Origin of the sequence: Limosilactobacillus agrestimuris (genome assembly GCF_943193105.1) — a bacterium.
In the GTDB taxonomy this organism is placed as follows: domain Bacteria; phylum Bacillota; class Bacilli; order Lactobacillales; family Lactobacillaceae; genus Limosilactobacillus; species Limosilactobacillus agrestimuris.
The window spans coordinates 157,613-180,128 of sequence record NZ_CALPCW010000003.1; the positions used below are offsets into that span (position 1 = coordinate 157,613).

Sequence of the window (22,516 nt, forward strand, 5' to 3'; positions counted from 1 at the left end):
GTAACCATGAGTGAACGACGAGAGGAAAGTCGTGAGGCAAATGACCGGTTATGGGATAAAAAGTTTGCTGATAATGAAGATTTAGGTAGTGATGGACACTTGTCACGGACTGAACATCGGCGGCAAAGAGAACATAATTCTACAATTACCACCGTCCTGATTGTTTTAATCATTATTTTAGCAGCAATTCCACTGATATATTGGGTTAACCATAAGCAAACATTGAATCATCCAGTAAGGACTGAGCGGTTAGCAGAGTCTCAATCATCTAAAAAAAAAGCTCAATCAAAAAAACGGGAAACCAGTTCAAGCAAACGAAGCTCTATAAGCTCGTCTAGTGAGATTAAAGGGAGTTCCAGCTCGACAATGAGCAGTAGTTCATCAGTTAGTTCAAGTTCTTCTTCAACGGTGAGTCAGTCATCTTCAAGCATGGCCCAGTATGCAATTGTGCCACGTAATGGAAGCTTGTATCGTGTTGCAAGACAGAATGGGATCTCTGTTAATGAGCTGATGCGGTTAAATGGTTTAACCCCCAATGCCCACCTAACACCTGGGCAACGTTTAAGAGTTCGATAATAGATTAGGAGAGGATTAAATGTCGACTGGATTACAAGTCGCTATTGATGGCCCAGCTTCAGCAGGAAAGAGTACGGTTGCTAAGCTGGTTGCTAAAAAGTTTGGGTATATTTATTGTGATACAGGGGCAATGTATCGTGCAGTAACTGTAGCAGCATTGCAAGAAGGAATTGCAATGGACGATACAGAAAAGATTGCTGACTTGGCCAAACAGATTAAAATTACGTTTCAACCTGCTGAACCAGAACAACGGGTTTTCATTAATGGTCAAGAAGTAACAAGGGGTATCCGTCTTCCAAAGGTTGCAAAGAATGTTTCAGCGGTTGCTGCGATTCCAGCTGTTCGTCAGGAAATGACCAAGCAACAGCGACAGATTGCTGCTGAGGGCGGAATCGTAATGGATGGTCGAGATATTGGAACTACAGTGCTTCCCAATGCACCTGTAAAAATTTTTATGGTAGCTACAGCTTACGAACGTGCCCGTCGTCGTTACCTAGAAAATAAACAAAAAGGAATAACAACTTCGAGCCTTGAAGAATTACAACGAGCAATTGAATTGCGGGATAAGAAGGATTCAACCCGTAAGGTATCACCTCTAACTCAAGCGAGTGATGCCATAAGATTAGATACCACTAACCTAACAATTGACGAGGTTGTTGATAAAATTAGTGAAATAATTAAAAAAACTGAAAAACATTTAGCATAATTACTGGAAATGTTAGCGCCTTTCTAGTAAAATAGTTTTTAGAGTTGATTGTCGCAAGGAGGATTTTTTTTAATGGCTGAAAACAACGAAAACAAAAATGATATGTTAGAAGCTCTCGATAGCATTGAAACTGTAAAAGTGGGTGATGTTGTTAAGGGTGAAGTATTGGCAATTGATGATGATCGCCAAGCTATCGTTGGTATTAAAGATGCAGGGGTTGAAGGTGTCGTCCCTGCTAAGGAATTATCAACCAAGCCAGTTGAAGACATCAATGACGCAGTTAAAGTCGGTGACGAACTTGACTTAGTAGTTATTTCTAAGATCGGTAACGATAAGGAAAATGGTAGCTACTTACTTTCACACCGTCGTCTCGAAGCTCGTAAGGTATGGGATGACATCCAAAAGAAGTTCGATGCTGGTGAACACATTACAGCTAAGGTTACACAAGCTGTTAAGGGTGGCTTAGTAGTTGATGCCGGAGTACGTGGCTTCGTCCCTGCTTCAATGATTACTGATCACTACGTAGAAGACTTGAACCAATTTAAGGGTCAAGAACTTGAATTTAAGATTATTGAAATCGAACCTAGTGAAAACCGCCTTATTCTTTCTCACAAGGAAATTGTTAAGGCTCAACACGAAGAAGCAGCTAAGGAAATCTTTGCTAAGCTTCAACCAGGTGATGTTGTTGAAGGTAAGGTTGCTCGGATGACTAACTTTGGTGCCTTCATTGACCTTGGTGGTGTTGATGGATTAGTTCACGTTTCTGAAATTTCTTATGATCATGTTGACAAGCCTTCTGATGTTTTGGAAGCCGGTCAAGATGTTAAGGTTAAGGTCCTAAGTGTTGACCCTGAACGTGAACGGATTTCACTTTCAATTAAGCAAACATTACCTGGACCATGGGATGATATTGAAGAAAAGGCTCCAGAAGGCAGTGTTCTTACTGGTACTGTAAAGCGGTTGACCAGTTTTGGTGCCTTTGTTGAAGTCTTCCCAGGTGTTGAAGGTTTGGTACACATTTCTCAAATCTCTCACAAGCACATCGCTACACCAGCTGATGTTTTGAAGCCTGGTCAAGAAGTTAAGGTTAAGGTCTTGAATGTTGATCCTGAACGTCAACGTCTTGGTTTATCCATGAAGGCTCTTGAAGAACGTCCAAAGGATGAAGAAAACAACGGTAACGAAAACCGTGGTCGTCGTCGTCCTCGTCGTAACAATAACCGTAACTTCATGAACAACGCCCCTGAAGAAGAAAGTGGCTTCTCAATGGGTGACTTAATTGGTGATCAATTAAAGGGCTTGAAGTAATCGAGACCACATATTAGCTTAGAAAGGGGTATGGCATTTCTGTCATACTCTTTTTATTTCGAATAAGAGAAGGAAGGTGTAAAAATGGCAAATCCTGTTGTTGCAATTGTCGGTCGGCCAAATGTGGGGAAGTCGACATTATTTAACCGAATTGCTGGAGAACGAATTTCAATTGTAGAAGATACGCCTGGAGTTACACGTGATCGGATTTATGCCCATACTGAATGGTTAGGAAAGAATTTTAACTTAATTGATACTGGTGGGATTGAAATCTCTGATCAACCCTTATTAACCCAGATCCGTCAACAAGCAGAAGTAGCAATTGATGAGGCAGATGTTATTGTTCTTGTCGTTGATATCCAAAACGGTGTTACTGATGCGGATGAGCAGGTTGCAAAAATCCTTTATCGTTCTGATAAGCCAGTTGTATTGGCTGTTAATAAGGTTGATAATCCTGAACGACGAAGTGATATATACGATTTCTACTCATTAGGTTTAGGTGAACCTTACCCTGTTTCTGGAGTTCATGGGGTAGGAGTTGGTGATTTGCTTGATGCAGTTATTAACCACTTCCCTGAGACGGCAGATAACGAAGATGATGGAACAATTCACTTTAGTTTGATCGGACGACCAAATGTGGGAAAATCATCACTAGTTAATGCTATGCTGGGTGAGAACCGGGTAATTGTGTCAAACGTTGCTGGGACAACCCGTGACGCTATTAATACCCGTTTTACGGCTAAAGACGGCCAAGAATTTACCATGATTGATACAGCCGGAATTCGTAAAAAGGGTAAAATTTATGAAAATACTGAACGATATTCTTTAATGCGTTCAATGCGTGCAATTGATGATAGTGATGTTGTCTTAGTGGTTCTTAATGCTGAAGAAGGTATTCGGGAACTTGATAAGCACATTGCTGGTTATGCTCATGAGGCCGGCTGTGGAGTGATTATTGTTGTTAATAAATGGGATACCATTAAGAACAAGGATCACCGAACAATGACTGACTTTACAAACTTAATTCGGAATGAGTTCCAGTACTTAAATTATGCCCCAATTGTCTTTGTTTCTGCTAAAACTAAGCAACGACTTAATCAATTACCAACAATGATTGAGGATGTTTATAAACATAGTCGGCAACGAATTCAATCATCAGTTCTTAATGATGTCCTTATGGATGCGTTGGCTGCTAACCCAACCCCAACCCAAAATGGGAGACGATTAAGGGTTTATTATGGAACTCAGGTAGCAATTCAGCCACCAACATTTGTAATTTTTGTCAATGATCCAGAACTAATGCATTTCTCGTATCAACGATATTTAGAAAATCAAATTCGGCAGGCATTTGATTTTACGGGTACTCCAATTCGGATTATTAAGCGGAAGCGACAATAAATTGCTCGTTTTGGTTATAAAATTCTGAAAAAAGGGTGAAAAAGCCTATAAACCGCTTGTCATCAAGGTTTCACTATGCTAATCTTAACAATGAAATTATACGAGTTCTTCGTATGTTTCGTTAATTTTGGACCACTCAAAATTAACATTCATTCATTGGTGCAATCGATTATTTGGTTGTATTAAATGTTGGAGGTGAAATTCAATGGCTAACAAAGCAGAATTAGTAAGTAACGTTGCAACTGCAACTGGTTTAACTAAGAAAGATGCTACTGCTGCTGTAGATGCAGTATTTAGCTCAATCCAAGCATCATTAGCTAAGGGTGAAAAGGTTCAATTGATCGGCTTCGGTAACTTCGAAGTACGTCAACGTGCTGCTCGTAAGGGTCGTAACCCACAAACTGGTCAAGAAATCCAAATCCCTGCAAGCAAGGTACCAGCATTTAAGCCTGGTAAAGCTTTAAAGGATGCTGTTAAGTAATTACGGATTACTTGATAATAAATAGGACCGTGACTTTTGGCTCACGGTCCTTTTTTAATGCTCTTGAGAACTGTATTTAGTCTAACTATGCTAAGATAATTAGTGTGATGGGTAATGCTAGAGGAGGAAAATAATGACTTATTCTGAAAAAATGTTAGAACAAATTCAAGCTGGACAAATGCCAGCCGCACAACAATCCTTTACCGAGGCCCTGGCTAAAGATAGCGATGATATGATTTTTAGTTTAGCTGAAGAGCTTTATGGGATGGGTTTTTTACACCAGGCACGGCAAGCCTACTTACATTTGTTAGCAAAATACCCGAATGAGGATGAACTGCGGGTTAATTTAGCTGAAATTGCGATTAGTGAGGGTCATAATGATGAAGCACTAACATATTTATCCCAAGTACAGCCAGATTCTGATGCGTATTTACAGTCATTGTTAGTAGCAGCCGATTTATACCAAACTGAAAACGAATATGAAGTTACTGAAGAGAAGTTAAAAGAGGCATACAGAATTGCCCCTGATGAACCTGCAGTCCAATTTGCTCTTGGGGAATTTTATTTCATGACCAGTCAATTTGACGAGGCGATCCAGTACTACTTTGAACTTATTCGGAGTGGCTATACCGAATTTGCTAAGGTAAATATTGCTGGACGACTGGGAATTTGTTATGCCCAAAGCGGAAAGTTCAAGCAGGCCCTTGGTTACTTGAGACAGGTTAGTCCGGAATACCGAACGAGTGATATTCGCTTTCAAACAGGGTTAACTGAATTGCAGTTAGGGAAAACTGCTGATGCAATTAAGACTTTTAATGACTTAATTCAAGATGATTCTCAATATGCTTCAGTTTATCCTGAATTGGCTAAGGCTTACGTTCAAGAAAACAAGTACCAACAGGCGTTAAAAGTTCTTCAAGAAGGGTTAGCCGTTGACCAATATAATGCTCGTCTGTATGCTCAAGCAGCTGAAGTAACTAGCCACCTTGGGAATAATAAGTTGATGGATGAATACCTAAAGAAGGCTCATGAACTTGATCCAGACAACCTAACTATTACTCTAGAATATAGTAACTTTCTTTTGCATATTCATGATGATGAGGACAATATTAAGCTTTTGGAACCACTTGTCGAAGAGGATGAAGTCGATCCACAAATTTACTGGAACCTGGCTTGTTCATATCAGCAGTTGGAGAAATTTGATCTTGCTGGGAAATATTATCAAGAGGCAATGGTTAACTATAGTGAAAACCCAACTTTCTTAAAAGAACTAATTAACTTTTATCGTGAAGCCGGTGATATTGAACAAATGGTAGATGAATTAAAGCATTACCTTAAATTGGTACCGACAGACGATGAAATGCAGGAACTGTTGGATGAATATGAGGATTACTAAAGAGTTAAACAGAACAAGGATCAAATGATCAGTGAAATGCATGGTCATTTGATCCTTGTTATTTATTATGGCTAATTAGTTGTTTTTGATAATACAGTAACGACGCCGGATCTAACCTTAACCGTTCCATTAATTGAGTATCAGATAATTCAGGATGATGGCTAAGTTCATAAAGAACAAATGCTTGGTGAAGAAACTTGGGGGCAAGACTAAAACCAAGGTAAGTTTCATCCTGACGGAGATACTTATGAAGCCCGGCATTGGACAGTCCAGGATTATCGGGAGTAAAGCGTTGCTTGAGAAAGATCTGTGGAGAGTTTTGCAGTTCTTGAATGGGCTTAATGAACGAGTTGAAGCTTGTAATGAATTGTTTTTCAGCTGGATTGTTTGGGGAAAGACTATTCCAAACCTTTTCGAATCCTGGAGCGAGAAATTCACTGACTGTATAACCACGATTGGAAAGGAAAAGCGTTAAACGGGTATAAAAGTGAATTTGATCGTCTTGAAGGATTTCGGGAAGCTTTGTAATCCACTTGGTGGTTAACCGTTTGTTAGGGTTAGTAGCTTTTCCGTGAATTGTAAGTGTAGGGTAGGTGCTAATTAATTGGTGAGTGAAAAGGTAGCGAAAGTAACGGTTAAGGTGGGAAAGATTCTTATTATAAGTACTTAGAGTAATCTTTTCATCCTCTTTTAACGCTGTGAGGAAAGCACGGACGTCAGCTTCTGTAAGGTTCTTTAGTTGAGGATTGGTGGCAAATTCTGGTCGGTTACTCATCAAAAAGCTAAAAAAGTGGGTTAGTGTTGCGTCGTAAGTTTTAATTGTTAGGGGAGCAAGTCCTTGTTGGGTTAAAAATAATTGAAAACGGTCTTGGTATGGGTAATTCATAGCGGCCTCCTTAATAAGCAGAAATTTACTTTAACTAATATTCTAAAACAAAAACCACAAAATGAAAAGCAAAAACAACAATTCGCACGTCCTTGCTAGATTTGCTATAATCGATGTTGACTAAAATACGGAGGACTTGATTAAATGATCATCAAACACTTACCAGCAATATTTGAACCTGCGCGACCTGTTTTGCAAAGAATTGAAGATGCAGGTTACGAAGCTTATTTCGTAGGCGGGTGTGTTCGGGATACAATTCTTGGGGACCCAATTCACGATATTGATATTGCTACGAGTGCTTACCCTAGTGAAATAAAAGCGATTTTTAACCGAACCGTTGATACTGGGATCGAACATGGGACAGTAATGATTCTTGATCATGGTACGGGGTATGAAACCACAACATTTAGGACTGAATCAGGCTATCAAGATTTTCGACGACCAGATAATGTAACCTTTGTCCGTTCTCTAAGTGAGGATTTAAAACGCCGCGACTTTACAATTAACGCTCTTGCTTTAAAGGAAAATGGTGAAGTAATTGACCTCTTTAACGGCCTAGATGATTTAAAGAAGCATCTAATTAAGGCAGTTGGTGATCCTAACGAGCGATTCCATGAAGATGCTTTGCGGATGATGCGAGCGGTTCGTTTTGCCAGTAAATTAGATTTTGTGATTGCTGCTGAAACCTTAGCGGGAATTAAACAAAATGCTGAGCTATTGGCCAAGATTGCTGTAGAACGGATCCGGGTAGAATTCGAAAAATTATTAATGGGTCAAAATCCAGTTACAGGTCTTAGTGATTTTCTTCGTACGGGACTTTATCGGTATTGTCCTGGATTAGCTAACCAACATGACTCCTTAAGTGGGCTATTATTACTGAATAACTGGCAAATCCAAAATGCTGAACAAGCATGGGCAGTAATTGTGACACAGTTAGGACTTAATGCACAAGAAACCAGTAATTTTCTTCGGCAATGGAAAACTTCAAATGAGTTAATTACTAACGTAAAAAGAATGTTGCCGGTAATTCAGGAATTAAAGACTCAAGAATTATCATCGTTATCTTTATTTAACGCCGGTGAAAAGGCAGTACAGGACGCCAACCAAGTTGCTAAATTGTACGGTTGGTCAATTCCTGATGAACAGTTAAAAGAACAATATAACGCATTGCCTATCAAAAGTGGCAAGGAATTAGCGGTTAATGGTGGAACCTTAATTAAGGAAGCTGGGATTAAGCCGGGACCATTACTAGGAAAGCTCCTTAACCAGTTAACGGTAGAAGTGGTCAACGGTAATTTGGCAAATAATAAGGATGACTTAATTACTGAAGTAGAAAAGATTAAAAAAGAGGGATAGAAAGAATGCAAACAATGCAGGCTGAGGGTTTAACTAGTACCTACGGGGAGAAGACCTTATTTGATAATGTTTCCTTTACAATTAACGAGAATGATCGGATTGGATTAATTGGCGTTAATGGGAGTGGGAAAACAAGCCTTCTAAACGTCATTAGCAAACGAACAAGTCCAGAGAAGGGAACAATCACTACACCGAATGACTATACAATTGGTTATTTAGAACAACAACCCACACTTGATCCAACTAAAACAATTATGGATGCAATTTTTGAAGGTGAACAACCAGTTTTTAAGACAATTCGCGAATATGAACTTGCCCTTGATCGTTTTAGTAATCATCCAGAAGATTCTAAAGCAATGGATCAGTATACAAAGATGCAAGCAAAGATGGATCAGGAAGATGCTTGGGAGGCAGACAGTCGTGTTAAGACGATCCTTACTCAGTTAAAGATTAAAAACGTTAGTCAAAAGGTTAGTGAACTATCTGGTGGTCAGCAAAAGCGGGTTGGCCTTGCCCAAGTATTGATTCAACATCCTGACCTTTTGTTATTAGATGAACCGACAAACCATTTAGACCTTGATTCGGTGGTTTGGCTTCAGGACTTTCTTGCTTCTTATAAAGGAGCAGTCCTTTTAGTAACTCATGATCGGTACTTCCTTGATCAGGTTACGAATCATATTTGGGAATTATCTTTTGGTAATCTTTATCATTATGATGGCAATTACAAAGATTTTGTTCAGCAAAAAGCAGAGCGTGTAGAGTTAGCCAAGGATACTGAGAAAAAGAATCAACAATTATATAAAAAAGAATTAGCTTGGATGAGAACGGGAGCTAAGGCACGCTCAACTAAACAAAAGGGCCGGATTAATCGTTTTCACGAGTTAGAGAATAAAGTTGGCAATCTTAAAACAGACGAGGATATTTCAATTAATCTTGGTTCCCAACGGTTGGGTAAGGATGTTATTAAGTTTAAAGATGCCAATTTAACATTTGGTGATCATCAAATCCTTCAGCATTTTGACTGGTTAGTTCAAGCAGGAGACCGGATCGGAATTACGGGTGAGAATGGAGCTGGAAAGACAAGTCTCCTAAATGTAATTGCCCAACGGGTTCCATTGGATAGTGGTGTATTGAAGATTGGTGAAACAGTCAAGCTCGGTTACTATACTCAGCAAACTGAAGGAATTGATGATGATAAAAGAATGATCAGTTTCTTAAGTGAAATTGCTGAAAACGTTACTGATAAAGATGGTAATAAGTTAAGTGTTACCCAACTTTTGGAACGGTTCTTATTTCCTCGCTTTATGCATGGAACCTTAATTAGGAAACTTTCAGGGGGTGAAAAACGTCGCCTCTATCTATTAAAAATTTTAATGCAGCAACCGAATGTTCTTCTTCTTGATGAACCAACAAATGATTTAGACATTGGGACGCTAACTGTCCTTGAAGATTATCTAGATAACTTTGCGGGTACAGTAATTACGGTTTCTCACGACCGTTATTTCTTGGATAAGGTTGCGGATGATTTACTAATTTTCCATGGGAATGGGGATATTCAACGTTATACTGGCCGCTTTACCGATTACCTGGCTGATACAAAAAAGCAGGTGGAGGTAGAACAACGGCAAAAGAAAGCGGAGAAGAAACAATCAGCAACTAGTGAAAAGAAAGAAAAGACTAAGTTAACTTATGCTGAAAAATTAGAGTGGGATCATATTGATGATGATCTTGACCAACTTGATAATCAGCGAAAAGAAATCGAAAAGCAGATGACTGAACAGGCTGCAAATTATCAAAAACTAGCGGAATTACAAAAGAAGCTAGATCAGGTAAAAAAGAAAATTGACGAAAAGACGGCACGTTGGGAGTATTTGAGCAACTATGTTGATTAATAGATAGTGAGGGTAAGTAATGGCAACAAATGAAAACGAACAGCAATATTTAACCTTAGCGCAATACGTACTGGATCATGGCCATACAAAGAGCGATCGTACCGGAACTGGAACTCGGTCTGTTTTTGGTTATCAAATGCGGTTTGATCTTGAAAAGGGATTCCCTCTTTTAACAACTAAGAAGGTTCCGTTTGGCTTAATTAAAAGTGAATTACTATGGTTTCTTCGTGGAGATACCAATATCCAGTTCCTCTTGAAGCACAAGAACCATATTTGGGATGAATGGGCGTTTAAAAAGTGGGTTGAAAGTGATAAATACCATGGACTTGATATGACGGATTTTGGTCACCGTTGGTTAAAGGATCCAGAATTTAAGCAGGTATATTTGAAAGAGAAGCAAGAATTTTGTGACCGAATTATTAACGATGACGACTTTGCAAAAAAATATGGTGACTTAGGACTGGTTTATGGAAGTCAATGGCGTCATTGGAAGACAAGTAATGGACAAACCATTGACCAAATTGCAAATGTAATTCAGCAAATTAAAACAACTCCAAACTCACGAAGGATGATTGTTTCCGCCTGGAATCCAGAAGACGTCCCTTCAATGGCACTTCCACCTTGTCATACGATGTTCCAATTTTATGTAAACGACGGAAAGCTAAGTTGTCAACTTTATCAGCGAAGTGCTGATATCTTTCTTGGGGTACCATTTAACATTGCCAGTTATGCGTTGTTGACTCACATGATTGCTCATCAGTGTGGACTTCAAGTTGGGGACTTTGTTCATACTTTAGGAGATGCCCATATCTATTTAAACCACTTGGAACAAGTTAAGGAACAATTGTCACGAGCACCACATGAAGCCCCTAAGCTAATTTTACCGGAGGAGCCCAAGCCAATTGATGAATACCAAATGAGCGATATTAAGCTAGAAGGCTATACCCATGAACCGGCGATTAAAGCTCCCGTTGCAGTTTAACTTGATAAGGAGAGATAGAATGCGTGAAGTTAATTTTATTTGGGCAGAAGATCTTGATGGCTGGATTGGTAAGGAGAACAGCTTGCCATGGCATGTTCCAGAAGACCTGAAACATTTTCGTGAATTAACCGCTAGTCACCCAATCATTATGGGGAGAAAAACCTACGATTCAATCGGACGGCCGTTACCTCATCGACAAAATATTGTATTAACTCACCAGGCAATTGCTGATGAACGGCTGACTGTTGTGCACGATGTTGAAACACTTGATCAACTTATTGATGCTTTACCGGATAACCAAGTCTATGTAATTGGTGGGGCACGGATCTTTTCTTTGATGATGCCATTAGTTAATAAACTTGAACGAACGATTATTAATGGACATTATAATGGGGATGTAAAAATGCCACCGATCAATTATGATCAATGGCATTTGATTAGACGCGATGAATATAGAGATGATAATAAAGTTAATTGTTGGTTTGAAACTTGGGAACTAAACAAAGAAAAGAATTGAGAAAAACATCAAGATAGTTCCTACTAAAACAAAGATGTGCCAAATAAGGTGGGTGTATTGAGTGGGCCGACTATAAAAGAGAGCACCGATTGTGAAAGTGATCCCACCGGCAAAAAGTAAGCCAAAGCCAACTGGCCCTAAAGCATCCCAAAGCGGCCAAAAGGCAACAATGCATAACCACCCCATAAGGACGTATAAAATGGTTGACCAGTGACTCTTCTTTTTCAACCAGATACTCTTGTATACAACCCCAATGATGGCTAGTCCCCAAATGACACCAAATAAGGTCCATCCTTGCCAACCACGAATACTTACTAAACAATAAGGAGTATACGTGCCAGCAATTAGGATATAAATAAAGTCGTGATCGAGAATTTGAAAGACTCGGCGCGCTTTTGTAAAGTAAAGTGAGTGATAGAGAGTAGAGAATAGGTAAAATAGTACTAGTGTACTTCCGTATACGGTAAACGTAACAATTCTCATTGGATTTCCTGTTCGGACTGCGCTAAGGATTAGTAAAACCAAGCCAGCAACTGCAAGGCCAAGGCCAATTCCATGTGTGATTGCATTTCCAATCTCGATGACTACCGAATGCTCGGTATTTCTGCTTTTTTCCATTTTTCTACCCCTTTCGTATAATGTAGCAATGAATTTTGCTGCTACTTTTGCTATACTTAAATAATAAATAATTAAGTTGACCATAGCAAATCTATATAGCATAATAGTTTGTAAAATCTTGTCATCTAGTTTCGAAGACTAGAATATTATAACATAACATTTTCTAGGAAGAGTGAATTTTCATGGGAAAGATTAAGATCGTTTGTGATTCTTCTGCTGGATTAACGGAAGAAGAAATTAAAAAGTATGACATTACGGTTATTCCATTAACGGTAATGATTGATGGAACTGTATATGTAGAACGGGAAACCATTACTAATGACCAGTTCCCAGAGTTGATGAAAAAAGCTAAGTCACTACCTAAGACATCTCAGCCACCGATTGGTAAGTTTGTTGACGCATTTAATAAGCTTGGTGAGGATGGCAGTGAGGTCCTTTGTGTGAACATGATGGAATCCATTAGTGGAACTGTTCATGCAGCTGAACAGGCTGCAGGAATGACTCAGACAAAGGTTACTGTCTATGATTCTCAAACAACCGATCGGGGAATGGCCTTTCAAATAATTGAAGCTGCTAAGGTGATTGAGAATGGGGGCTCTGTTGAGGATGCCATTGAACGAATGAAGTATGTTCTTGCCCATTCAAAACTTTACTTAGCAATTGATAATTTGGATAATCTGGTTGCTGGTGGTCGTGTTAGTAAATTTGCCGGTGCTCTTTCTAACCTTTTGAATATTAAGGTAATGCTTCAGGTTTATGATGGTCAGATTCATATTATTATGAAGGGACGGGGAAAGAAGGCCCTTCATAAAGAATGGGATCGGATTCTCAAAGAAATGAAAGATGGAGCAAAAGTTATGGGTGCTGGTATCTCTCACGTTCAAGGTGATAGTGAAGTCAACCGTCTTTTAACTAAGATTAAGGAATTTGAACCCAATCTTGATGTGGTTGTTCGGGAAACAGTACCAATTATCGCTACCCATACTGGATTAGGGGCTTGTTGCTTGCTCTACTATACTGAATAGTCTAAAATTTAACATTTTCAAAGCGGTCATAGTTACTATGCCGCTTTTTTAATAAAAGGTGAAAATAATAATGAGAAAAAGAAAAATATGGTTTTGGGTAATTCTGATTTTATTACTGTTCCTAATTGGTAGTTGGTATAGCTACCGTTACTTCTTTCACTCAGAAATTAAGCAAGAACAGCCAGTTAAGCGTGTAGAGAGAAAAAATGTAAAATTGGTTGCGGTTGGTGATTCGCTTACTTATGGTCAGGGTGACGAAGAAAAAGATGGCGGTTATGTCGGGATCATCAAACAGAAAATTCAAAACAAATATAAGAAGACCACTGTCTCGACAGCAAACTATGGTGTAAGTGGTGATCGGTCTGATCAAATCCTAGCCCGGTTAAATAAACAAAAAAAGATGCAGACGGATTTAAAAAATGCTGATGTAATTGTAGTAACGGTTGGCGGAAATGACTTAATGCAAACTCTTGAAAAAGACATTATGATGGATTCACAAAGTAAAATTCAATCAAGCATTAATCAGGCCCAGGGAACGTATGAAAATAAATTAAATCAGTTATTCACAGCAATTAGAAAAGAAAATCAATATGCACCCATTTTTGTGATGAGTATTTATAATCCGGTATATACGTACTTCCCGGATGTTGTAGCAATTAACGATTCGATTAAGCAGTGGAATCAAGCAACCGAAAAAGTAACGAAAAAATATACCAAGATGCACTTTGTTAGTATTTATAAGGTGATGTCGTATGGCCAATATCAAACAAAGGAACAACGGCAACAATTAATTCAGCAAGAAGAAAAAGTTAACCATGGTAAAGTGAAGCAGTCACAGTTGCTATCGATTATGGGGAATAAGGATCATAACTTGAATGAGTATATTTCAACTGAGGATAACTTTCATCCCAATCATTTAGGATACCAACACATGGCAAACCAATTGTTTAGGAGCATGGTTAAGTATGATAGCTGGGAATATGTGAGGAAATAGATAATGGTTAGTAAGAAGAAAATTAATTGGTGGAAATGGGCATTTATTGTCTTAGTATTGGTAATTGTAGTTTCATCTGGTGTGATCCTCCATCGGGCAACTGCGCCAGCACCGCAACCGGAAATGGTCCAGTCGACAAAGGTTAATGATTCATCGTTTGTAGTTGAGTTAAACCGAAAGCAAGTAAATGCCTTATCAGCAAACTACTTGGATAATTTCTTAAAGGATAATAAAATTAAGTATAACTTTATGGTTGGCGAAAAGTACGCAACTTTAGTAGGAAACACTAAATTCCTTGGTACTAAAGTTCGTTTTGCAATTAATTTTATTCCTGAGCGTACAAGTCAAGGAAATGTTCTTTTACGTGCTAAGGGGTTAAGTGTTGGCCGCCTTAATATCCCAATTAAGTTTGTTATGGGGTATATTGCCAAGAATTATAATATTCCTAAATGGGTTTCTATTAATCCAAAGAAGAAGACGGTTCTATTAGACCTAAAACGTTACAGTAAGAATCGCCAATTGAAGTATTCAGCACAGGAAATTAATATGCAAGATGGTCACTTTAAATTCTTAATTACTGTTCCTGAAAAATAAGAGGAGGAGATTAAATGGCAATTCGTGATAGCTTTTACCATTACCTAATGACTCAACGGAAACCTACTGATGCAGATGAAGTTGAACAATTTGCTAATAATGCATTTTTTGATTCAGCGTTTCCTAAACAGTCAACAGATTTTGATGAGATTTCTAAATATTTAGAAGAAAATGCAGATTATTTACCATCAATGACAATTTTTGATACTGCCTGGCAGCAGTATCAGGACGCAATGAATTAGGAGGTAGAATAAATGGCTACAATTCAATGGTTCCCAGGGCATATGGCAAAAGCACTACGTCAAATTCGTGAGCAGATGCCCTTGGTGGATATTGTCTTTGAACTTGTCGATGCTCGAGTTCCATATTCTTCGCAGAATCCTGAAATAGCACTAGCAGCGGGTGAAAAGCCACGATTATTAATTATGACTAAAACTGACCTTGCTGATCCTAAGAGATTAAATGAATGGTTGAACTATTTTAAGGAACATGATCAACCAGTCTTAGCCCTTGACTCACGGCAGCAAAATGTTAGTAAAATTGTCACAGCAAAGAGCAAGGAAATCCTCCACGATAAATTAGCAAGGGAAGCATCAAAGGGATTAAAGAAGCGACCAATTCGTGCAATGTGTGTGGGCGTTCCTAATGTTGGGAAATCAACCTTATTGAATCACCTGGTAAAGAAGAATGTTGCTGTAACAGGAAATCGACCAGGAGTTACAACAGGGCAACAGTGGCTTCGTTCGTCTGCTGAGCTTGAATTACTTGACACTCCTGGAGTTTTGTGGCACAAGTTTGCTAGCCAAAAGCAGGGGACAATGCTTGCACTTTCAGGGGCAATTAAAGACAGTCTTTATGCAAAGGATGATGTTGCCTTATTTGCTCTCAATTACCTTCGTCATCAACAGCCTGATGAATTGAAGAAACGATACCGCTTAACAGATGCTGATCTAGATGAAAATGTTTCGGATCCTGATCTATTATTAAGGATCACTGAAAAAATGGGCTTCCGTGATGATTATGATCGGGCAAGTGAACGTCTAATTTTCGATTTGCGGAAGGGTAAATTAGGACCAATCACAATGGAAGTCCCAGCAGACTTAAACGAGGATGGGATTAATGAGTAAGCAAACCATTGCGGAAATTAAACAAGAATTAAAGGAGCTCCATGATCCTGATTCACCATTGCTAACAGAATTATCTGAAGATCCCCGAAAGGGAGTTCAAAATGCTCTTAAGCAGTGGCAACGGCGAGAAAAACGACATCAAAAAGCAGTCGCTGCATTTCATCAACGGTTTAAATTTGAAAATTACTATTGGGAACATGGATGTCGTTATGTCGCCGGAATGGATGAAGTTGGACGAGGCCCATTAGCAGGACCGGTGGTTACCTGTGCTGTTATTTTAGATTCATCATTTGATCTAATTGGAGTTACTGATTCAAAACAGCTTACGCGTCATGAGCGTGAAAATCTCTATCTACAAATTGTTAATGAGGCAGTTGATGTTAGTATTGCGGTTAATAATTCACAAGAAATTGATCGGTTAAATATCTATGCAGCAACGCAAGACGCGATGATGACAAGCGTTCGACAATTGCATCACCACCCTGAACATTTGATTGTTGATGCTGTACCGTTGCCTGAGCTTAATATACCGCAAACGACCCTAATTAAAGGGGACCAAAAATCAATTAGCGTCGCTGCTGCTAGTATCGTTGCAAAGGAATATCGTGATCACCTTATGCGAGATTATGATCGGGTTTATCCGGGTTATGATTTTGCTGAAAATATGGGATACGGGACAAAAAAGCACCTAGCTGGATTACGCCAATTAGGAGCAACCCCGATTCACCGTCGTTCATTTAATCCGGTTCCAGAGTATTTAAAATAATAACAAATTTAAAATTCTCCGTACTAATAAGTAGGGGGAATTTTTTATGTTACAAGTTAGAGAATTTTTATTAAAATTATGCCTTTGTCCAGGATTAAGTCCAATTTCACGGTGGCGTTTATGGAAAACGGCTGAAAAGGAACGGTCATTTAATAATATTAGCTTACTGATTGAACGTTCAGGGATCAGTATTCGGGCACAAAATGTGTTGTTAAACAAGTGGGAAAGTTTCGAATTACAGGAAAAGGTCCAGTTAAATATGAAGCAATCTTATATAACAATTGTCGACAATGAATATCCACAACAGTTAAGTGAAATCTTTTGTCCACCGTTAGTCTTGTTCTATCGTGGTGATATTAGTTTGTTGAATACACAGTGTTTGGCAATAGTAGGAGCGCGTCAAATGACAAGTTACGGTTCAGCAACGTTAAAGGGGCTTTTGCCGGTAGTTGTAAAACGCGGAATTACGATTGTGAGTGGATTAGCTGCAGGAGTTGATGGGTTAAGCCATCAGATTACTTTAGAACGGCGGGGAAAAACAATTGGTGTTGTTGGTTGTGGCCTGGACCAAGTGTATCCACGGAACCATCAAGCTCTCCAAGAGGCGGTTGCCCAAAAAGGATTAGTGATTTCAGAGTATGGCCTAGGTGAGGCACCGGTTGCTTTCCATTTTCCAGAAAGGAACCGGATTATTGCCGGATTGGCCGAAACAATTCTGGTTGTCGAAGCGAAGAAGCGCAGCGGGAGCCTAATCACGGCAAAAATAGCGTACACAATATATACTTAATATGTACTTTTTATATATACAAAAAAGAGCCCATAAACGCTGTTGTATCAACGATTACGGGTGATACCTTGCGCATGATATAGTATAATCTGAGGTGCATTTTTATACAAATTTGTTGATAAATATTGACTGATGACGACAGGCGAGGCACAAGTGAGACAATTTAGTAAGCAGAACTATTAGTGCTCAGCTTGTTCCCCTAAGTTGTTTAGAACAGATAGGATCTTTTTGTTCTCTTCTTCTTTCTTTTCATCCATCAAGTATGAGTATATCTCCATGGTAGTCCTGATGTTATTGTGGCCTAGTCGCTTACTGATAGCGTAGATGTCAACACCGTTGGCAAGTAAAAGTGCTACGTGAGAGTGCCTAAAACTGTGAAAGTGAAAGTTCTCCGCGTCAATTTTTAGTTTATCTAGTAGACGGTGCGTATATCGTGAAGCTGATGACGTGCTCACCGGCAAATTACGTTGCGTGTAGAATATTAACTCATCCCCGTCACTGTGGAGTTTCTTCATATCCTCAATCAAATAGTGAGGGACTGGAATATCACGAGTTGAATTTTCGGTTTTTAAATCTTTGAATTCTGGCTTTCTATGGTTGTGTGTGTCCAGTTGACGTCTGATATGAAAAATTGAGTTCTCAGTGTCTACGTAATCCCACGTCAAACCAGCAAGTTCTCCCAATCGGCATCCGCTTAATATTGCGGCTTCAATCAAAATCGGTGTTCCAACTTGAACGTGCTTGCCTTCTCGTGCCGGGAAGTGGTGATGTCTACAAAAGTCCAAAACTTGCTTAATCTGAGAGATACTTAAATAAGTAACCTCTCTGTTCTTCTTGCCACCAACTCTAGCCATGTCAGCGGGATTGCGGTTAATATAACCTGATTGAACTGCATAGGAAAATACTTGAGATAACGTCCGGTGAATAGTGAGCATCGTTTTGTGCGTCAATTCTGAATTTAACGAGTTAAGAAAACTTTGATAGTCATCCAACTTAATTGACTGAACAGTCCTGTCATCGCCGAAAAAGCCTTCAAATTTACTACGTACATAGTCCCACTGGTCTCTAGTGGTTTTACGCAAGTAGTCTTTTTTATAAGTGTCAAAATACTTATCATAAAGCCATAAGAATCTCGTTAGCTTCTTGTCTACACCTTGTAGATGATCAATCTTCTTCTTAAGTTCCCATTCTTCAGCATCAGCTTTTGTTGAAAAAGTTTTACTTATTGAATATTGTTTTCCACCGGTCCTCCATCTGAATCTCGCGGTCCAACGTTGACCATTTTTGTTTCTAAATACAGACATTATTTGCCATCTCCTTTAAAATGACCGGTCTTAGTCACATTAAGATATGCATAAACCAATCTAATAATAGTATCTTTCTGGTTGCTTGTGAGTTTGACCAGTTCATTACTATAGTACTGACCGTTCGTGACGGTCGATTTGAGAGTATTCAAAAAGTCTTCTTTAAAAATCGCTGCAAACTCGGCCGGGTCTGCAACGTCCGCGATTCGTCCACCTTCTATTTCGTCGAGGGGAGTGCCCATTGCTCTTGACAGTAGTACTGCTGAAGTTAAAGTAGGGGTGCGATGACCGGAAACTATGTTAGCAACAACATTACGACTGACACCAGCGCGAATGGCTAAGTCTGTCTGATTAGAATGATGATCAGCTATCCATTTAACCACAGCATCGCGAAACCGCTCAGTTACAATACTCTTTCTTTGTTTATCTAGGTCTTTCAAAAAGATCACTTCCTTATATATAGCATCATAATACATATATAAGTATTTTTCAAAATAATTTAAAAAATATGTTGACATATGAATTAATGGTGATAGTATGGATAGTGAAGAAAGGCAAAAGACCTTTCAAATATTTTTACTACAAATAGTCCAAATATAAACATTAATCAAATTAATTTAAAAAATATGTTGACATTAGATTAAAAAGTAGTAGTATAGAAGATGAAGAAAGGGATAGCCACTCTTCAAACAAAATTAAATAAAAATCGTCTACACCTCAAGTGTACGACTGCGATGACTAGCTCCTATTTAGAACTTGCGGGAACTAGGATGTTGGTTGCGATACCTACGCCTATGGAAGTTCAAAGCAGTATAGCTACTACAGAAGCCAAAGCTGCTTACCTTTGTAAAAAAGGTTAAATAATATCTGGGCACTTGAAAAGAGGACGATATAAATAATCACCAGCTTTTAGTCGGGCGGTGAGTTTCAAACAAGAAACTTGCGATTCGATTAAAGGCTGGTTTTTTGTTTGAGGCAGAAAGGAACAAATATGTTAGATGATGCAACAATCAACAAGATAGCAGATGCAATTGCTGACCGCCTCAAAGCAAAAGAACCGTCAACAATGAAGTTTGACGAAGCGCGATACGCATTGTTCCACGGTAAGAGCCGTGACTGGATCAAGTACTACATCCTACGTAAGTATCCAGAAGTGCTTGTAAACAACGGGGGGTGGATCACTAAGCCAGAACACCGGGGCGTTCGGATCAAAGTGCTAGATGTCAAAGCTGCTAAGAAGTGGCTGTCTGAAAACACACAAAAGATTGACTGGAACGCACCTGAACCGATAACTCTAAAGCGTAAAGCTGGATTAGCTAAGCCGATCAAGCGTAGCAAGTAACCAAGATTAAAAGCGAAAGGATACATAAATCATGGATACACAAAGCATTATTGAACACATCGTTAACGGACGCCAATTGACTTCAGACGAAATCCGGTTAATCACTAAATCGGAAGTCAGCACGACTATCAACAAAGATGGTGATTACCGTGTTGACACGCCTTATAGTAAAACCTTTATTTCATCTATGCATAAGATTGATGGAGCAAACTGGGATCGCGAAGCCAAGAAATGGATTGTTCCTGCTGAAAGTAAAGATGAGATGAACAAAGCATTAGTTAAAGCCTATGGAATGTGCGAATCATATGCTCCAGTAACTGTAATCACTATCAAGCTGAAGAAAGATATCTCAGCTGAATCACGAACCGTTGGTCCATGGTATAGTTCATTTTCATCACTTGATGCAATGTACCACGGTCGTCCATTAGTTCACGCATATGACCGAGATAGTGGAGCATGTATCAAGTCGCCAAATGTTGTTGCACTTTGTGATATTAAAACCATGGCAGATACTTGTGGAACTCACAACAATCCAAAACTATGCATTAACAAAGATGCAAAATTCGCCATCATGGAGTTCAGTGGGCTAGTGAAGCGAGACGGATTGGATAAAAGTGATGACACTTGGGAAGTGTTAGACACTAAGGAGATTCAACCAATTGGTGAAAGTGAAGAAGACCGGATGTACGACGAACTTCGGCAACTAGTTGATGATCGCAATGATTTGTTTGTTAAGTTCAAGGAAATCAAACACAAACTAGAAAAGATGACTGATGCCCTCCACGGTAAGTATGGAGTGGAAGTCACGGACGACACTGAGCATGTCAATTATTACGATGCATCACATGCGTTTTATGCTAAGCAATGGCGTGACAAACAAAAGGCAAAACGGCAGGCACGCCGTGAAGCTCGTAAACGTGAGAAGAAACAGTTGCGAGATTTTTCTGTAACTATTGATGACATTGAAGCTGTAACTAATAAAGCTGTTCTCATTAACCTCAGTGATCGTCAATCTTTCTGGTATCCAATCGCTCTGTTGATTGATAAAGCCTATTACTTCAACACAAGCATCCCCGAAGATTTCGACTTGACGGATGATAATGATGAAAAGATTGATTTGAAAGAACTTCATACCAAGTTTGGTGATGAAAAGAAGATTTCAAAGTATGCTCATGACAACGACCTTGGAACTAATTTAACTGAATTCCACCACCGGCCAAAGCATATTGAAGCAAAGGAGGTTGAGGCTGATGACAGTCTTAAGCGTTAGTCAACAGCAAGCAATCGACAAACTGGAGAAGTTAAGAGTTGGTGCTTTATTTATGGAGCCAGGAACTGGCAAGACCTTAACCGCAATCCAGTTAGTTGAGTCATCACAATCAGATTTTGTTTTGTGGATTGTTCCTTTTCAAACCAAGGACAACCTGAAAGATGAACTCACAAAATGGGACTTTGATAAGCCACATGAAATCGTTGGTGTTGAATCAATTGGTGCATCTGATCGAATTTATATGGACTTATACAACAAACTTGACAAGTACAAGCGAGTGTTCATTGTGGTGGATGAATCATTAAAGATTAAAAATGTTTATGCAAAGCGAACTCAACGAGTGATCAAACTTGGTCAAAAGGCTTATTACAAGCTGATCCTGAACGGAACACCGCTATCTAAAAACATTCTTGATTTATATTCTCAAATGACATTTCTAAGTCCAAAGATTTTGAAGATGGACAAGAATGCTTTTATGAACAAGTTTTGTGAATACACGAAAGTTCAAAAGAATCATGCAACCATTAAAACTTTCATCAGCGGTTATGCCAACCTTGAGTATCTGTACTCCTTGATTGAGCCTTATGTGTTTGATGCTAAATTGAACCTCAATGTTGGCTCCAATGAAAAGCGTAAAGACTATTGGGTATACGATGATACGCTTTATCAAAAGCTCAAAGACAAACTGATAGAGCATATCGAAGAAATGAGTGACGTTAGCGTTTTGGGTACTTTTCAAGAGATGCAACAAAGTTACAGCTTGGATGATGACAAGCTCAGAGCACTGGATGATCTGATGAAAGATGAAGTTGAAGAGGATAAAACAATTATCTTCGTGAAATTCATTGCCACGCGTGAAGAGCTACAAGAAAGATATCCAAAAGCACTTGTTCTGACTTATGGCAAAGGCTCGTTAGGTCTTAACCTACAACGTTATAAGTACACCATCTTCTATGATAAGACCTGGAATTACGCCACTTTGGAACAATCCAAACGGAGAACTTACCGAATGGGTCAAAAAGAAGACGTCACCTATTGGTATCTTGATGGTGATGTTGGCCTTGAGTCAATGATGAACCACAACATTTCAGGTAAAGGATCCTTGTTAAAGTCCTTCAAGGCTGCATCCCAACACAAGAAGAAAGAACAGCTTAAGAAGTTGTTGTAGGAGTAACATCATGAGAATCCTAT

The 22,516-nt window shown here is 39.1% G+C and carries 24 protein-coding genes; 20 read left to right on the top strand and 4 right to left on the bottom strand.

Annotated elements, in window-relative coordinates:
* The first annotated feature begins 6 nt into the window (after positions 1 to 6).
* The 6 genes from NFR46_RS03545 (at position 7) to NFR46_RS03570 (ending at position 5,865) form a co-directional block, all read left to right on the top strand.
* A complete protein-coding gene (locus NFR46_RS03545; RefSeq protein WP_251574759.1) occupies positions 7 to 576 on the top strand; it encodes a LysM peptidoglycan-binding domain-containing protein in 570 nt (189 codons plus the stop codon).
* Between the two features lie 19 nt (positions 577 to 595).
* Positions 596 to 1,282, top strand: a complete 687-nt coding sequence (gene cmk / locus NFR46_RS03550; protein WP_251574764.1) for a (d)CMP kinase — start codon at positions 596 to 598, stop codon at positions 1,280 to 1,282.
* Positions 1,283 to 1,354: 72 nt separating this feature from the next.
* The gene (gene rpsA / locus NFR46_RS03555; RefSeq protein ID WP_191683980.1) at positions 1,355 to 2,590 is read left to right on the top strand and encodes a 30S ribosomal protein S1; all 1,236 of its coding nucleotides are present in this window, start codon (positions 1,355 to 1,357) and stop codon (positions 2,588 to 2,590) included.
* Between the two features lie 84 nt (positions 2,591 to 2,674).
* Positions 2,675 to 3,988 carry a ribosome biogenesis GTPase Der gene (gene der, locus NFR46_RS03560; protein ID WP_251574766.1) on the top strand — a complete coding sequence of 438 codons (1,314 nt, stop codon included), beginning with the start codon at positions 2,675 to 2,677 and terminating at the stop codon, positions 3,986 to 3,988.
* Positions 3,989 to 4,193: 205 nt separating this feature from the next.
* Positions 4,194 to 4,469, top strand: coding sequence for an HU family DNA-binding protein (locus tag NFR46_RS03565; RefSeq protein WP_003717019.1), 276 nt, complete (start codon positions 4,194 to 4,196; stop codon positions 4,467 to 4,469).
* Positions 4,470 to 4,602: 133 nt separating this feature from the next.
* Positions 4,603 to 5,865, top strand: coding sequence for a tetratricopeptide repeat protein (locus NFR46_RS03570; protein ID WP_251574767.1), 1,263 nt, complete (start codon positions 4,603 to 4,605; stop codon positions 5,863 to 5,865).
* A 58-nt stretch (positions 5,866 to 5,923) separates the two neighbouring features.
* Here NFR46_RS03570 and NFR46_RS03575 read toward each other — a convergent pair whose 3' ends face one another.
* Positions 5,924 to 6,751 (bottom strand): phage integrase N-terminal SAM-like domain-containing protein, encoded by an 828-nt coding sequence (locus tag NFR46_RS03575; RefSeq protein WP_251574768.1) that lies wholly within the window; start codon positions 6,749 to 6,751, stop codon positions 5,924 to 5,926.
* 144 nt (positions 6,752 to 6,895) lie between these two features.
* Between NFR46_RS03575 and NFR46_RS03580 the strand changes: the two genes are divergently transcribed.
* From NFR46_RS03580 to NFR46_RS03595, 4 genes are read left to right on the top strand one after another with little or no spacing between them, the layout of a single operon-like run.
* Positions 6,896 to 8,107, top strand: coding sequence for a CCA tRNA nucleotidyltransferase (locus NFR46_RS03580; RefSeq protein ID WP_251574769.1), 1,212 nt, complete (start codon positions 6,896 to 6,898; stop codon positions 8,105 to 8,107).
* 5 nt (positions 8,108 to 8,112) lie between these two features.
* Positions 8,113 to 9,999 carry an ABC-F family ATP-binding cassette domain-containing protein gene (locus tag NFR46_RS03585; RefSeq protein ID WP_251574770.1) on the top strand — a complete coding sequence of 629 codons (1,887 nt, stop codon included), beginning with the start codon at positions 8,113 to 8,115 and terminating at the stop codon, positions 9,997 to 9,999.
* Positions 10,000 to 10,018: 19 nt separating this feature from the next.
* Positions 10,019 to 10,981 (top strand): thymidylate synthase, encoded by a 963-nt coding sequence (locus NFR46_RS03590; RefSeq protein WP_251574771.1) that lies wholly within the window; start codon positions 10,019 to 10,021, stop codon positions 10,979 to 10,981.
* Between the two features lie 19 nt (positions 10,982 to 11,000).
* The gene (locus NFR46_RS03595; RefSeq protein ID WP_251574772.1) at positions 11,001 to 11,498 is read left to right on the top strand and encodes a dihydrofolate reductase; all 498 of its coding nucleotides are present in this window, start codon (positions 11,001 to 11,003) and stop codon (positions 11,496 to 11,498) included.
* On the opposite strand, the gene trhA is transcribed toward NFR46_RS03595, so the two are convergent.
* Positions 11,478 to 12,116, bottom strand: coding sequence for a PAQR family membrane homeostasis protein TrhA (gene trhA, locus NFR46_RS03600; protein WP_251574773.1), 639 nt, complete (start codon positions 12,114 to 12,116; stop codon positions 11,478 to 11,480). The two genes, NFR46_RS03595 and trhA, sit on opposite strands and share 21 nt — an antisense overlap.
* Positions 12,117 to 12,298: 182 nt before the next feature.
* Between trhA and NFR46_RS03605 the strand changes: the two genes are divergently transcribed.
* From NFR46_RS03605 to dprA, 7 genes are all read left to right on the top strand, one after another.
* Positions 12,299 to 13,141 carry a DegV family protein gene (locus NFR46_RS03605; RefSeq protein WP_251574774.1) on the top strand — a complete coding sequence of 281 codons (843 nt, stop codon included), beginning with the start codon at positions 12,299 to 12,301 and terminating at the stop codon, positions 13,139 to 13,141.
* Between the two features lie 70 nt (positions 13,142 to 13,211).
* Entirely contained in the window at positions 13,212 to 14,135 is a 924-nt protein-coding gene (locus tag NFR46_RS03610; RefSeq protein WP_251574775.1) for an SGNH/GDSL hydrolase family protein, read from the top strand.
* A 3-nt stretch (positions 14,136 to 14,138) separates the two neighbouring features.
* Positions 14,139 to 14,729, top strand: coding sequence for a YpmS family protein (locus tag NFR46_RS03615; RefSeq protein ID WP_251574776.1), 591 nt, complete (start codon positions 14,139 to 14,141; stop codon positions 14,727 to 14,729).
* A 14-nt stretch (positions 14,730 to 14,743) separates the two neighbouring features.
* Positions 14,744 to 14,971, top strand: a complete 228-nt coding sequence (locus tag NFR46_RS03620) for a YozE family protein (protein WP_251574777.1) — start codon at positions 14,744 to 14,746, stop codon at positions 14,969 to 14,971.
* A 12-nt stretch (positions 14,972 to 14,983) separates the two neighbouring features.
* Positions 14,984 to 15,856 carry a ribosome biogenesis GTPase YlqF gene (gene ylqF, locus NFR46_RS03625; RefSeq protein ID WP_251574779.1) on the top strand — a complete coding sequence of 291 codons (873 nt, stop codon included), beginning with the start codon at positions 14,984 to 14,986 and terminating at the stop codon, positions 15,854 to 15,856.
* The gene (locus NFR46_RS03630; protein ID WP_251574780.1) at positions 15,849 to 16,622 is read left to right on the top strand and encodes a ribonuclease HII; all 774 of its coding nucleotides are present in this window, start codon (positions 15,849 to 15,851) and stop codon (positions 16,620 to 16,622) included. The genes ylqF and NFR46_RS03630 overlap by 8 nt, the downstream gene beginning before the upstream one ends.
* Positions 16,623 to 16,668: 46 nt before the next feature.
* Positions 16,669 to 17,409: a DNA-processing protein DprA gene (gene dprA / locus NFR46_RS03635; RefSeq protein WP_251574783.1), complete on the top strand. Its 741-nt coding sequence runs from the start codon at positions 16,669 to 16,671 to the stop codon at positions 17,407 to 17,409.
* 179 nt (positions 17,410 to 17,588) lie between these two features.
* Here dprA and NFR46_RS03640 read toward each other — a convergent pair whose 3' ends face one another.
* Together NFR46_RS03640 and NFR46_RS03645 are read right to left on the bottom strand one after the other, a co-directional pair.
* Positions 17,589 to 18,713: a tyrosine-type recombinase/integrase gene (locus tag NFR46_RS03640; RefSeq protein WP_251574784.1), complete on the bottom strand. Its 1,125-nt coding sequence runs from the start codon at positions 18,711 to 18,713 to the stop codon at positions 17,589 to 17,591.
* Positions 18,713 to 19,231 carry a helix-turn-helix transcriptional regulator gene (locus tag NFR46_RS03645; protein WP_251574785.1) on the bottom strand — a complete coding sequence of 173 codons (519 nt, stop codon included), beginning with the start codon at positions 19,229 to 19,231 and terminating at the stop codon, positions 18,713 to 18,715. Before NFR46_RS03645 ends, NFR46_RS03640 begins: the two co-directional genes overlap by 1 nt.
* Positions 19,232 to 19,704: 473 nt before the next feature.
* Here NFR46_RS03645 and NFR46_RS03650 point away from each other — a divergent pair, with 473 nt between their 5' ends.
* The 3 genes from NFR46_RS03650 to NFR46_RS03660 are packed head-to-tail and all read left to right on the top strand — an operon-like array spanning position 19,705 to position 22,493.
* On the top strand, positions 19,705 to 20,055 hold the full coding sequence (locus tag NFR46_RS03650) for a DUF771 domain-containing protein (protein WP_251574787.1): 351 nt from the start codon (positions 19,705 to 19,707) through the stop codon (positions 20,053 to 20,055).
* Between the two features lie 31 nt (positions 20,056 to 20,086).
* Entirely contained in the window at positions 20,087 to 21,325 is a 1,239-nt protein-coding gene (locus NFR46_RS03655) for a hypothetical protein (protein ID WP_251574789.1), read from the top strand.
* Positions 21,306 to 22,493: an SNF2-related protein gene (locus NFR46_RS03660; protein WP_251574790.1), complete on the top strand. Its 1,188-nt coding sequence runs from the start codon at positions 21,306 to 21,308 to the stop codon at positions 22,491 to 22,493. Before NFR46_RS03655 ends, NFR46_RS03660 begins: the two co-directional genes overlap by 20 nt.
* Positions 22,494 to 22,516: the final 23 nt, after the last annotated feature.